This window comes from Acidiferrimicrobium sp. IK (assembly GCF_025499425.1).
Classification (GTDB): Bacteria; Actinomycetota; Acidimicrobiia; order Acidimicrobiales; family Palsa-688; genus Acidiferrimicrobium.
This window is the reverse complement of sequence record NZ_JAIMCB010000006.1, coordinates 283,318-294,829: the sequence shown is the minus strand read 5'-3', so window position 1 is coordinate 294,829 and position 11,512 is coordinate 283,318. Positions and strand designations below refer to the sequence as shown.

14 protein-coding genes and 1 pseudogene are annotated in these 11,512 nt (G+C 64.8%); 8 read left to right on the top strand and 7 right to left on the bottom strand.

Annotated elements, in window-relative coordinates:
* Window positions 1-265: 265 nt before the first annotated feature.
* From K6U06_RS12610 to K6U06_RS12600, 3 genes are read left to right on the top strand one after another with little or no spacing between them, the layout of a single operon-like run.
* Window positions 266-826 carry a transposase gene (locus K6U06_RS12610; protein ID WP_262322285.1) on the top strand — a complete coding sequence of 187 codons (561 nt, stop codon included), beginning with the start codon at window positions 266-268 and terminating at the stop codon, window positions 824-826.
* Window positions 827-868: 42 nt separating this feature from the next.
* A complete protein-coding gene (locus K6U06_RS12605) occupies window positions 869-2,029 on the top strand; it encodes an IS30 family transposase (protein WP_262322284.1) in 1,161 nt (386 codons plus the stop codon).
* A 36-nt stretch (window positions 2,030-2,065) separates the two neighbouring features.
* The gene (locus K6U06_RS12600; RefSeq protein WP_410051038.1) at window positions 2,066-2,800 is read left to right on the top strand and encodes an IS256 family transposase; all 735 of its coding nucleotides are present in this window, start codon (window positions 2,066-2,068) and stop codon (window positions 2,798-2,800) included.
* Between the two features lie 37 nt (window positions 2,801-2,837).
* Here the strand turns inward: K6U06_RS12600 and K6U06_RS12595 are convergent, their stop codons facing one another.
* Both K6U06_RS12595 and K6U06_RS12590 read right to left on the bottom strand, forming a co-directional pair.
* Window positions 2,838-3,263: a hypothetical protein gene (locus K6U06_RS12595; RefSeq protein ID WP_262322283.1), complete on the bottom strand. Its 426-nt coding sequence runs from the start codon at window positions 3,261-3,263 to the stop codon at window positions 2,838-2,840.
* A gap of 136 nt (window positions 3,264-3,399) precedes the next feature.
* Window positions 3,400-3,654, bottom strand: a complete 255-nt coding sequence (locus K6U06_RS12590; RefSeq protein ID WP_262322282.1) for a hypothetical protein — start codon at window positions 3,652-3,654, stop codon at window positions 3,400-3,402.
* 51 nt (window positions 3,655-3,705) lie between these two features.
* Here K6U06_RS12590 and K6U06_RS12585 point away from each other — a divergent pair.
* A pseudogene (locus tag K6U06_RS12585) lies at window positions 3,706-4,146 on the top strand (ATP-binding protein); the annotation flags it as partial.
* Window positions 4,147-4,167: 21 nt separating this feature from the next.
* Window positions 4,168-4,950 carry an integrase core domain-containing protein gene (locus K6U06_RS12580; protein ID WP_262322281.1) on the top strand — a complete coding sequence of 261 codons (783 nt, stop codon included), beginning with the start codon at window positions 4,168-4,170 and terminating at the stop codon, window positions 4,948-4,950.
* Between the two features lie 549 nt (window positions 4,951-5,499).
* Here the strand turns inward: K6U06_RS12580 and K6U06_RS12575 are convergent.
* Window positions 5,500-6,378, bottom strand: coding sequence for an ImmA/IrrE family metallo-endopeptidase (locus K6U06_RS12575; RefSeq protein ID WP_262322280.1), 879 nt, complete (start codon window positions 6,376-6,378; stop codon window positions 5,500-5,502).
* A gap of 4 nt (window positions 6,379-6,382) precedes the next feature.
* A complete protein-coding gene (locus K6U06_RS12570; RefSeq protein ID WP_262322279.1) occupies window positions 6,383-6,766 on the bottom strand; it encodes a helix-turn-helix domain-containing protein in 384 nt (127 codons plus the stop codon).
* Between the two features lie 135 nt (window positions 6,767-6,901).
* Here K6U06_RS12570 and K6U06_RS12565 point away from each other — a divergent pair, with 135 nt between their 5' ends.
* From K6U06_RS12565 to K6U06_RS12555, 3 genes are read left to right on the top strand one after another with little or no spacing between them, the layout of a single operon-like run.
* On the top strand, window positions 6,902-7,147 hold the full coding sequence (locus tag K6U06_RS12565) for a hypothetical protein (RefSeq protein WP_262322278.1): 246 nt from the start codon (window positions 6,902-6,904) through the stop codon (window positions 7,145-7,147).
* Between the two features lie 2 nt (window positions 7,148-7,149).
* Entirely contained in the window at window positions 7,150-7,509 is a 360-nt protein-coding gene (locus K6U06_RS12560; RefSeq protein WP_262322277.1) for an E2/UBC family protein, read from the top strand.
* Complete coding sequence (locus K6U06_RS12555) at window positions 7,506-8,921, top strand: HesA/MoeB/ThiF family protein (RefSeq protein ID WP_262322276.1); 1,416 nt, start codon at window positions 7,506-7,508, stop codon at window positions 8,919-8,921. The genes K6U06_RS12560 and K6U06_RS12555 overlap by 4 nt, the downstream gene beginning before the upstream one ends.
* On the opposite strand, the gene K6U06_RS12550 is transcribed toward K6U06_RS12555, so the two are convergent.
* From K6U06_RS12550 to K6U06_RS12540, 3 genes are all read right to left on the bottom strand, one after another.
* On the bottom strand, window positions 8,894-9,142 hold the full coding sequence (locus K6U06_RS12550; RefSeq protein WP_262322275.1) for a nitronate monooxygenase: 249 nt from the start codon (window positions 9,140-9,142) through the stop codon (window positions 8,894-8,896). The genes K6U06_RS12555 and K6U06_RS12550 overlap by 28 nt on opposite strands.
* A gap of 37 nt (window positions 9,143-9,179) precedes the next feature.
* Complete coding sequence (locus K6U06_RS12545) at window positions 9,180-11,159, bottom strand: ATP-binding protein (RefSeq protein WP_262322274.1); 1,980 nt, start codon at window positions 11,157-11,159, stop codon at window positions 9,180-9,182.
* A gap of 177 nt (window positions 11,160-11,336) precedes the next feature.
* The gene (locus K6U06_RS12540; protein ID WP_262322273.1) at window positions 11,337-11,504 is read right to left on the bottom strand and encodes a hypothetical protein; all 168 of its coding nucleotides are present in this window, start codon (window positions 11,502-11,504) and stop codon (window positions 11,337-11,339) included.
* Window positions 11,505-11,512 lie beyond the last annotated feature (8 nt).

Here is an 11,512-nt window from a genome sequence, read left to right as displayed (position 1 = left end):
CTGGCGATGAGCTCCTCGACGAAACGGTTCGCTCCCCGGCTGGTGTTCGCGGAGCCTTTGCGCATCCGGGCGTGGAGGATCTCGCCGGTATCGGCCCTGGTCGCGAGCAGCGGGTGGTAGCCGAGGACCTTGGTGTAGCCGTAAGAGGCGCCGGCCTTCTTATGTCCGTGGACCTGACAGAGGGGGTGTCAGGGAGTCTGTGTAAGAGGGATCCACCAACCAAATAGGTAGGCCTGGAAGCCTGCCAGTAGGAGGTGTATCTAACGTGACAGTGACTGATGAGACGACGGTAGTGGGCTCGGTGGGTGGGACCGATGATGGTGGCATCCGCGGCGGGTTGGTGCCGGAGTCGGTGATCGATGAGCTGGTGGCGAAGGTTCGGGCTGAGGGTGTGGAGCTGGTCGGCGAGGGCAGTCTGCTCGCGGAGTTGACCAAGAAGCTGCTCGAACGCGGGTTGGACGAGGAACTGACCGACCATGTCGGCTACGAGCGCGGCGACCCCGCCGGGCGTGGCAGTGGGAACAGTCGGAACGGGACGAGCCCCAAACGGGTGTTGAGCGAGCTCGGCCCGATCGATCTGGATGTCCCGAGGGACCGCAACGGCAGCTTCGAGCCGAAGCTGGTCGCTAAAGGCGAGACCCGGCTGGGGAAGCTGTCGGAGAACATCGTCGCGTTCTACGCGGGCGGCATGTCGACCCGCGACATCAAGAAGACCCTCAAGCGCATCTACGGGGTGGACGTGTCCCCGGACCTGGTCTCGAGAGTGACCGACGGGATCGTCGAGGAACTCAAAGAGTGGCAGACCCGACCGCTCGAGTCCGCTTGAAGTCCATGGGTGGTTGCGAACGTCTGACAGAAGGAAGCTCCGATGCCCCACTACGCACCCAACAAGGCTCCAGCCGCCGTGAAGCGCCGCTACTTCGAGCTGGTCAGGGACGGGGTGAGGGGGGCGGAAGCGGCACGCCGGGTTGGCGTCTCGACGAGCTGCGGATCGCTATGGTTCATCGACGCTGGCAGCGTGCTCATCCCCGAAGCCGGTCCCGTGTCACCCCGCTTCCTCACCCAGGACGATCGGATCGCCATAGCTGACGGCGTGCGCGCCGGTCACCCCTCGAAGGTCATCGCAGCTGCCATTGGGAAGACCTTCCAGACCGTCTGCCGGGAACTTCAACGCAACAGCAAGCCGGACGGCTCGTATCAGCCGTGGTGGGCTCACAACCAGGCTCTCCTTCGACGTCAGCGACCGAAGCTGGCCAAGATCGCCGCCGGCAAGAAGCTGCGGTCGGTGATCGCCTCCAAGCTCGTGCTGCGGTGGTCACCGCAACAGATCTGCCGGTTTCTGCGACGGACCTACCCGGGTGACGCACAGATGCAAGCTTGCGCCGAGACGATCTACAAGGCCGTCTTCGCCGGGAGCTTCGGAACGAAGAATCGCAGTCTCCGCACGGGCCGCTGCCGCCGCAAGCCCCACCGTCGAGGCGTCCCCAGCCCGAACAAGATCAAGAACATGCGCCTCCTCGATCAACGTCCCCGCCGCGTCGAGGAGCGTGTCGACGCCGGCCACTGGGAAGGCGACTTGATCATCGGCGCCATGAGCGGTTCGGCCATCGCCACCGTGGTCGAACGCGTCACCCGCTACGTCGTGCTCGTGCACCTCCCTGACGGTTATAAAGCGCCGCAGGTCCGTGACGCCCTCGTGCGACGGATGTCGGTTCTCCCCGCAGGCCTGCGGAGATCGCTCACCTGGGACCAGGGCAGAGAGATGACCCTCCACGAGGAGACAGCCGCCGCGACCGACCTCGACGTCTACTTCTGCGACCCCCACTCGCCCTGGCAGCGAGGCACGAACGAGAACACCAACGGTCTTCTCCGCCAGTACTTCCCGAAGCACACCGACCTGTCCGTGTACTCCCACAACCACCTCCGCCACGTCGCTGACGAGCTCAACGGCCGGCCCCGGCTGATCCTTGCGGACCGCACACCAAGTGAGGCCATGGCAGACTTGGGGTTCAAGCTCACTCACACGTAGTTCGCAACCACCGGCAGAAACCAAGCCGTCTACCCGATCCTGTATATCGACGCGCTCGTGGTCAAGGTGCGCACGTCGGGGACGGTGGTCAACCGGCCCGCCTACCTGGCTGTCGGCGTCGACGTGGAGGGCCGCAAACACGTGCTCGGCGTTTGGTTGGGCGACGGCGGCGAAGGCGCCAAATTTTGGTTGACCGTGCTCACCGAGCTCAAGGCCCGAGGCGTCGCTGACGTGCTGTTCGTGTGCTGCGACGGCCTCAAGGGGCTCCCCGACGCGATCGAGGCGACCTGGCCCCAAGCGTCGGTCCAGACCTGCGTCGTGCACCTGATCCGGGCGTCGACACGCTACTGCTCGTGGAAGGACCGCAAGAAGATCGCAGCGGCCCTCAAGCCGGTCTACACCGCCCTCAGCGTGGAAGCCGCCACCGACGCGCTCGACACCTTCGAACTCGAACACGGCGACCGCTACCCGGCCATCGTCGCCCTGTGGCGCACCAGCTGGGAGCGGTTCATCCCGTTCCTGGCATACCCCCCGATCATCCGCAAGATCGGATACACCACAAATCTGGTCGAATCGGTCAACTACCAGATGCGCAAAGCGTCCAAAACTCGAGGGCATTTCCCCGACGACGATGCCGCCCTCAAGCTACTCCGCCTGATCGCCCGGGACATCACCACCAGCAGGGGCGGCGCCGCCGGCACCGGCACCTGGGGATGGAAAGAAGCACTCAACGCTCTCGCTATTCACTTCCCTGACCGACTCCCGATCTGATACCATTCACAGCAACAACAACGTCAAGGATCTTCTCTTACACAGACAACCTGACAGGCTCCTGACAGACAGTCGAGTCGATATCGATCACCAGCCGCCGGCCTCCAGGCCCGGCGCCCATGGCCCACGCCCGCCGGATCGTCTCGGCGATCACCGCGTCCAGCTGGCGGACATGCCCGAACGTGAACGCGCGCAGGAAACTCCCGACCGTCGAGGGTGCCATCACCCGATGCCCGAGGATCCTCGCGGTCGCCCCGGCACGGAGGACGTCAGTGTGGTCGATGTGGCTGCCGCCAGCGACCATCGCATGCACCAAGGTCAGGACCTTGCGGCCCGGCGCGAACCCGCCCCTGCCCAAACGGATGGTGGCATCGACGAGCGCCTCGAGCCCCAACCGGGCGGTCAACGTGGCAACCAGGATCAACCCGGCGTTCGCCACCAGGCTCGGGTCGTCAAAGACCACCCCGAGACGGTCAGGACCATGCGATACTCGCGACACAAGAAGTGCCTCCTTGAGTTTTAGGAGATGACGACTTCAGACATCGCCATCCTCCCTGCTCAGGAGGCACTTCTTGTGGATGGGCACACCCCTCAGGGCATCACCGGACGCTCAGCGACGGTGGATTGAGGTTCAACGAGCCGGTCAACCCTTGAAGCTCACGGATCCCCTCGACCGACAGCACCGTCACCACCCCCGCAGGCGTCTCACCACCCAAGATGTCGGTGGCAGCCACAGGGATCGTCCCAGGGGACCCATCCGGCAGAACCACCACCAAAAACAGCGTTCCGTCACGCCGCTTGAACCCAGACGCCGCCAGCAGCCGGCCGAACAACGGATGCACCGACGACGTCACCCGCACCTCGCACGGCAACAACCGTCGAAGATGTTGCAGTCTGTCGCCATCCCGGCCGGGACGGGGAAGTCCCACCTGCTCGTCGCCCTCGGGCACCACGCCGTCGACACCGGCAAACGGGTCCGCTACTTCAGCGCCACCGACCTTGTCGAGACCCTCTACCGGGGTCTCGCCGACAACTCGGTGGGCCGGGTCATCGAGCAGATCCTGAAAGCCGACCTCGTGCTGATCGACGAGATCGGCTTCGCCCCGATGGACGACACCGGCGCCCAGCTTTTCTTCCGCCTGGTCGCCGCCGCCTACGAGACCCGGTCCCTCGGCATCGCCTCGCACTGGCCGTTCGAGGACTGGGGGCGCTTCCTCCCCGAGCACACCACCGCCGTCAGCCTCCTCGACCGCCTGCTCCACCACAGCGTGCTCGTCGTCACCTCTGGCGAGTCGTTCAGGCTCAAAGAATCCCGCCGGAACGGAGGTCACACCAGGCTCACGTAGAGTCGAACATCACCGCGAGAGGTGCGGACTTCCCGTGGCCAAAACTGCGGACTGGAAACCGGCCACGGACAGGCGAAGGAGAACCCGACTTGGGGCTACCGCCGCATCCACGGCGAACTCGCCCCATGGGCATTCGTCATCGCCGCCTCGAGCGTCTGGGCGATCCTGAAGCGCCACGGCATCGATCCGTCACCACGCAGGTCGGGATCGACCTGGACGGAGTTCCTCGCCACCCAGTCCAAAGGGCTGATGGCGTGCGACTTCTTCCACGTCGACACCGTCCTTCTCCGCAGGCTCTATGTGCTCGTGTTCATCCACCACGACAGCCGTCGCGTACGGATCGCCGGCATCACGACCAAGCCGGTCGCAGACTGGGTCACCCAACAGGCCCGCAATCTCTCGATGGACGTCGCCGACCAGGCAAACCGTGTCAAGTTCCTCATCCGCGATCGCGACGCCAAGTTCGCCGCCTCCTTCGACGCCATCTTCGCCGCAGAGGGCACCAGGATCATCAGACCCCCGGTCCGGGCACCCCGGGCGAACGCCATCTGTGAGCGCGTGATCGGCACCATCCGGCGCGAGCGCCTCGACCGGATGCTCATCCTCGGCCGCCGTCACCTCCAAGCAGTCCTTGCCGAGCACGTCGAGCACTACAACGTCCACCGCCCGCACCGCTCTCTGGACCAACGTGCACCCTCCGCGCTCGACACGCCTCCCGCGCCGATCGGCGATGTCCACCCCACCCGGCTACGAAGACCCGACCGCCTGGGCGGACTCATCCACGAGTACCGGATCGCTGCCTGAGCTGGGTGGACGGGGTTCTCGGCACCCACACGTTGACGCCTGACCTCCCGCTCGACGCCCATGAAGCACATGCACGCGGCGGAGCGTTGAGTAGGGCAGCTGCATGGCGCTGCATAGGGCTGCCCTGTGCAGCGCTCGAACACCGCCTGCCTCGACCGGGCGAAACCCCAGCGTGTCGGCCCGGCCGCGCCCTGGCGCGCCGCCTCTTTGCCCTACGCAGAAGGTGAGTAGGACCCCACAAACTGTCCCCATAAACACAGAAACCGCCGACCAAACATGCTGGTCAGCGGCCTGTGCATACGCAAAAAGGCGCGAAAAACGCCCGTACTTGGTGGCGGGGGGTTCCCGCCACCTCGAACCTAAAGACCTCGGTGTCGCCATACTTGCTGGTAGCGCCGCTTGCATAGGGTAGCGCCTGGGCCTACCGACTGATCAGTGGGGCCTGCCACCAGTTGGTGTCCCCAGAAACGCTGATGGACCTCGACCTTCGGGTTGGCAACCCGACGATTCCGACGATTGCCGCGTCGAACATGGTCCCCGTCTGGTCGGTCAGGCGACTCTCACCCGTAGAGGGCGCCGTAGGCGGCGCTGTGGGAACCACAGGAGAATGAAGCTCTTGTAGGGCGTCTGAAGGATGTCGACCTTTACGGCGTCAACGTCCCCAGCAAGGTTGCGTATATCGGTTTGGTCGACGCCGCTGAAGTCCAGAGCGGCGAGGAACGGGTACTCGTCACTTCGCATCATCGTGGGCCACGACGGTTGTCCAAACCTTTCGTTCCACTTTTTGGTCGACATGAACTCTTCGCGCCGCCAGGTGGGTGGCGATGATGATCGTGGGGTCCGCTCCAGAACGATCGCCGCGACTACACCGGGATGCGATTCGGCATACCGATGGAACGCGGCATGGAACGAAGACCCGTAACGGTTGGCGAGCAGCGACACAGTCGCCGTCGAGATCTCCAAGTCCGCCGCGTCACGCGCAAAATGCTCCCGTTGGAACAGCAGCTCAGCGGCGCCTTGGTTCGCCTCCCGCTCGAACAGCCGATTGGTGGTCCTCAGGAGGGTTTCTTGGTCGTCGGCGTAGAGGAGATCCTGTTGGTGCGGGAGGATGTGATGCACGGTCTCGTGTAACCGTACGAACCGCTTCTTTCCCTCGTTCTCGATCGCCGGCGAGACGTGAACGACTCGGGCTCGGCGGTCGACAAGGCCCTGGATTTTCTGCTTCGCGCTCCGCAGCAGCGTGCGTAGGTATGCGGGTGCCTTCTTGATGAGTGACTCATCGAGGACGTAGTCGTCGGCTTCGGTGAGTTCGGCGGCTCGAATGATGTCCTCGACGGGCGTCGGGAAGCGTCCGTAAGCATCGGCAGCGCGAAGGAGCAGGTCTACCCGTGAGTTGATCTCTCCGGCAGACTCCAGCTCCCGCCACATGCCGTCACCGAACCTGCCCGTTGCGGTACATCTTCAGGTAGGTGGCGAGCGCCAGCTCCTCGTCCTCGGTGAGCGGCTCGCCGCTGAGCGCGTGGGTGAGTGCGCCCCCGGATGGCGCGCCATTGTCGCTCACGATGTATCCGGCCTTGCGCATCAGGTCCAGATAGTCGATGCCCAGCTCGCCGGCTAGGCGATGGAGTATGTGAGGAGACGGTGACTCGACCTGGCCCTTCTCCAACTTGAGGAGGTAGGCGGTCGAGACCTCCGCCGGCTCAGCCACCGCCTTGAGCGACTTGCCCTTCAACTCCCGAGCGGCGCGCAGGCTGTTCCCGAGCCGCTCAGCGTTGCTTGCGACCATCGTCACCTCCTTCGTAGACGTCGTGAGCATCGTGCACCATCGTAGACGGCATGCACCTGAGTTGACAAGGACCTGGAGTGCGTGTACTTTAGTGCACGGCACTGATGATAGTGCACGGGGCAGCGGATCGGCCGGTGCCCGCTTCAGCGATTGGAGGTTCTGCCCGTGGCAGACCAGGAGCACGAACACAAGACGATCACCTACTTCGTCAACGGGGAGCGTCTGACCACCCACAAGGACGACCTGACGGTCAGGAAGATCCTGACCGACGCAGGGTTCACCCCTGTCGAGCAGTACCGGCTCACCCGGGACAGGGGCGATCACGTCTACACCGACTACGACGACAAGGTCGAGTTGCACGAGGACGAGCGGTTCACCGCTACCTACCTCGGGCCGACTCCGACCTCGTAGCGGTGACTGACGCAGAGCTGGAGGAGTACCTGCGCAGTCTCGGCCTCACGGTCGAGGCTGCGCAGGACCACTCCGGCCATCCCTACATCGTCGTATGCAACTTCACCATCCCCTGCGGGCCCCTGGCCGAGCGGGCGTGCGATGTCGCCCTGGCCCGGTGCCAGACCATCCCGTACCTGGTGCCACCGGCTATTCACACTCGCCCAGCGCTCGTGCGGATGGACATGACCGGACCCCTCAAGACCCAATCAAGTGCGCTCGGGCCCGACTGGCAGTACTGGTCCCGCCGATTCGACCGGGTGCCGACCCCTCAAGCCGTCTGGACCCACGTCCTGACCGTATTCAGCCAGGTGATCCCATGACATATCACGAGATGGACTACCTCCAAGAGCGCGAGCTGGCCGTCGTCATGACCGGCGACCTCGATACCGAGCTACGCCGCCACTTCGTCCACGAAGGAATCCAAGAGGACCTGACCTTCGCCATCTGGCGCCCGAGCGTCGGAAGCCGTCGGATGAGCTTCGTCCTGGACCAGGCACTCCTGCCCGACGAGGGGGAGCGGATCCTCGAAGGCAACGTCTCGTTCACCTCGGACTACTTGAGTCGGGTGCTCACCTCACTTGAACCTGGCACCGGCCTCGCCCTGATCCACTCCCACCTTGGTCCGGGCTGGCAGGGCATGAGCGAGGATGACATCGTCGCCGAGCGCGATCGCCTGGCCGGCGCAGTCTCTGGTCGGTCAGGACTCCCGCTCCTCGGGATGACCTGGGGCACCGACGGCACGTGGAGCGCCAGGACCTGGGGACGAGCCGCCCCGTTCACCTACGAACGCGTGGAGATCCCGGTGGTCCGCGTCGCGGCGTCCGATCGGCTCTCCTTGAGCTTCCACCCGTTGCTGCGGCCTGAGCCGGCCGAGTTGCCCGCCCAAGTGGCGACCCTCAGTGTCTGGGGCGCAGCGGCGCAGGCAGACATCGCCCGAGCCCGAGTTGGCCTCGTCGGGCTCGGAAGTGTGGGAAGCCTCGTCGCCGAGGGACTGTCCCGGATGGGTGTCTCCGACATCGTCCTCATCGACCACGACCACATCGAGTTGCGCAACCTGGACCGCACCCTCCACTCAAACCTGGCGGACGTCGAGGCGAAGACCTTCAAGGTCGACGTCGCCGCCCGGGGCATCGCCGACAGTCACACGGCGGAGGCCGTCAAGGTCAACAAGCTGCCGAGGTCGCTGCTGACTCGAGAAGGGATAGAAGCTGCTCTCGACTGCGATGTCCTCATCTGTTGTGTCGACCGACCCTGGCCGCGGTGGATCCTGAACGCCATCGCCTACGCTCATTTGATCCCGGTCGTCGACGGGGGCATCTTCGCCAGGACCACCCCTGAGGGCCGGCCTCTGCATGTCGACTGGCGCATCCACACCGTTGGGCCTGGACGGGCCTGCATGGTCTGCCTCGGCGCGCTGCTGCGCAGCGATGTCGGGCTCGACCGCGACGGACTGCTGGACGATCCGGACTATATCGCTGGGCTGAGCCCCGCCGAACGCGAGCGGTTCAACCGCCGCAACGTCTTCCCCTTCAGCCTTGCCGTAGCCGGTCACCAGATCCTGCACTTCGCCGGGATGGTCGCCGGCAGTGTCAGAGTCTCCGGCATTGGCCCGCAGCACTACCAGGCGTACCCCGGCGAGATGACAGTCGCGCCCAGGGCACAATGCCATGACGACTGCGAGATCAACGCGATCGTGGCATCCGCTCAGTCGCTGGTTGAGCAGTTCGACTGACCTGAAAGATGCGGTAGTCCGACACCGTGCGGTTCGGGGCGCTCGGGAACCAATTCCCGCTCCAGCCATTCCGGGTCTCCCCGACCACCGCCCACCAGTCCGAGCCCGCCACCATTGGCGACCGCGGCGGCGAGCGCCCCGCCCGCCGAGCCGCCCATCGGCGCCAGCGCGATCGGATGCGCAACCCCGAACAGCTCGGTGAATGCAGTGCGCAGGCTCATGTCCTCTGTTCGCCGATGGGATGGAGGGATCTCGCGCTCATTCCCCGTCGCTTCCCACTTTCTCGCTGGGAGCACGATCGTCCGGATTTGCATTCGGCAGATATTTGCTAAGCATGCCCTCGAGCTCTGCCTCGTCCTGAGGTTGGTATTCCAGGTGCTCTCGGAAGAAGTGCAGTCGTTGCCGGTTCTCCTCTAGGACTTCCGCCCATCGCCGAACCCAAATTCGGTAATTCTGACCCTCGGTGTAGAGGCCAGTGGGCCGGTTCGGAGTGCGGGCAAGGTTCTCCACCACGTGGTCCATGTCATCACCGAGGAGCCAAAAGTCCCATCGCACGTTCGGTGCGGCAAAGCGCTCGTCCTCGCTGACTGCTACGGCGTAATTCGTGATCTGGCTTAGTTCGATCTGGGTCAGAGAGACGCTCGGCCGCTTTAGTTCGACGACGAGGTGCTCGCGGCCGTCTCCGCGAAGGGCGGCCTTGGAAAGCATCAGGTCGACGATCCGCGTGTGGCCTTCGGTGTCCGTGACGGGCCTCAGTACCGGTCTGTCATCACCGAGAGAGGAGAGGTGAGCTTCGAGCACTTTCGTCAGACCTTGGTCGTCGACTGCGAGCCCGTACTCCTCGCCGAAGATCCACGTCTTGCCGTTGGCGATGATGCGGTGGAGTTGCGAGCGCTCCAACAACCGTTTCTTCTTGTCGGCGTCGAAGAGCATGGACTCGAGGTCGACGAGGAAATCTAGACGATCGGTGACCAGTTTGTTCGTGTAGATGATCGAAGCCAGGGTCGTCCGCTCCAACAGGTGGTCAAAATCGGCCAGCTGCTCGCCCGTCAGATCGAGAACCTCTTTCAGCACACGGTGCAGCGCACCAGGCGGCTGCGCCAGTGCTTCTCGGATCAGGCGAAGGGAGAGGCGCGCTGCCTTCGGCTCGCGTGCGACTGCCGGGGCGGCTGCGGTAGCGACGACGTCGAAGACGCGGCGCTCGTTGGCCTCAGCTTGGGTCTGCGGCTGGCCCGAGTATGGGTAGACGCGCTCCGCCTTCCATCGTTCGAGTTGCTCGACGCGACGTTCGCTGAGACGCGAATCGATGTGATCACGGATGGCGGCACGAGCGGCATCGAGGATGGGCGCGACGGTCTCGCTATCGAACTCGGCGAGTGGCAGCTCGTTGACGCGCTCGGCAAATCCCGGCCACATCAGATAAGCGGTGTAGGGAAGCCCCGCGCGGGTGTCGATACCTTCGGTAATCTCGTGAAGGGCGACGCCCTTGGCGTCGCAGAGGATCAGGGATGGTTTGATCGACTTGGCCTCTGGTCTCCACTCCATGATCGTGAGAAGCGGCGCGCCATGGTGACCGCCGAGCGCGCTGTCCAACTCGATGCTCGTCTCCCGTTCGAGGATCGCCTTCGGGTCGAGGGTCTTCCCGTCGTAGGTGATGGCGACCTGCGGGTACTTGATGAGGTAGACCGCGAGCTGGATGACGACCTGTGACGAGGCGGCGTCTGCCAGGAGCCGGTGGGCGTGCTCACGCGGTTGTGCGATCCTGACGGTGGTCCCAGCTGATCCCGACCCGAGTCGTTCAGGGTCGCTCACCGTAAACTCGGAGGCGTCGAGTGAACCCGTGATCTTCGTTCGGACGAGCGAGTCGTCGATCTCGGCGGTGGTGGTGGTCCATTCGACGAGGCTCCCGATGGCGAAGGCGCGGAACCGGCCAGCCCCGTCCTTGCCGTGGAGGGGCCGGGTGCCGTTCTTGGACACCGAGCGGCTCTTCTTCCATGAGCCACCGAGGCGGCGGAAGTCGCGAAGCGCCTCCGCATGGGTCAGGCCGTGACCGTTGTCTTGGACCTGGACGATGTCGACGCCGTCCAGGTCGGTGCGCGCGACGGTGACCGTGACGACATCGGCTTCGGCGTCGAGAGCGTTCCAGATCAGCTCGACGACCCCGGCCATCGGCTGAGTAGGTCGGGCGAGCCGGTCGAACTGATCGGCATCGACCTGTACCGGGAAGCGCTGGACCACACGAGAGTTCTACCAGCGTCGTGTGACGCCCTCCCGGACTCGGTCGATCCGTGTACCGGAGCGGCCGCGAGTTCAGCTGGTCACTCCTCGCTACGGTCCCAATCCTCGCTCACCCGGCCGTCATCGCCCCAGGGGCCAAGGCCAGATCTCATGGGGCGATGACGAGGGTCAGCCCGCTCACGGGTAGGTGCTCCACAGGCCGACTGCGCCCACTGCACAGCCGGCGACCCACAGCAGTCGCTGGAGCCCAATGCGGAACACTCCCGCGACGAGCCCGAGGAGCCCGAGGGCTGCGGCGGCCCAGGTCGCGAGCTGGCCGATTCGGCCCTTGTCTTGGTTGGCCATCTTCATCA

What these genes read in the sequence shown, in the direction of transcription:
- K6U06_RS12605 (WP_262322284.1), top strand. Translation starts at nt 869, where the DNA reads ATGCCCCACTACGCACCCAACAAGGCTCCAGCCGCCGTGAAGCGCCGC.
- K6U06_RS12575 (WP_262322280.1), bottom strand. Translation starts at nt 6,378, where the DNA reads ATGTGGCGGGAGCTGGAGTCTGCCGGAGAGATCAACTCACGGGTAGAC.
- K6U06_RS12570 (WP_262322279.1), bottom strand. Translation starts at nt 6,766, where the DNA reads ATGCTCACGACGTCTACGAAGGAGGTGACGATGGTCGCAAGCAACGCT.
- K6U06_RS12555 (WP_262322276.1), top strand. Translation starts at nt 7,506, where the DNA reads ATGACATATCACGAGATGGACTACCTCCAAGAGCGCGAGCTGGCCGTC.
- K6U06_RS12550 (WP_262322275.1), bottom strand. Translation starts at nt 9,142, where the DNA reads ATGAGCCTGCGCACTGCATTCACCGAGCTGTTCGGGGTTGCGCATCCG.
- K6U06_RS12540 (WP_262322273.1), bottom strand. Translation starts at nt 11,504, where the DNA reads ATGGCCAACCAAGACAAGGGCCGAATCGGCCAGCTCGCGACCTGGGCC.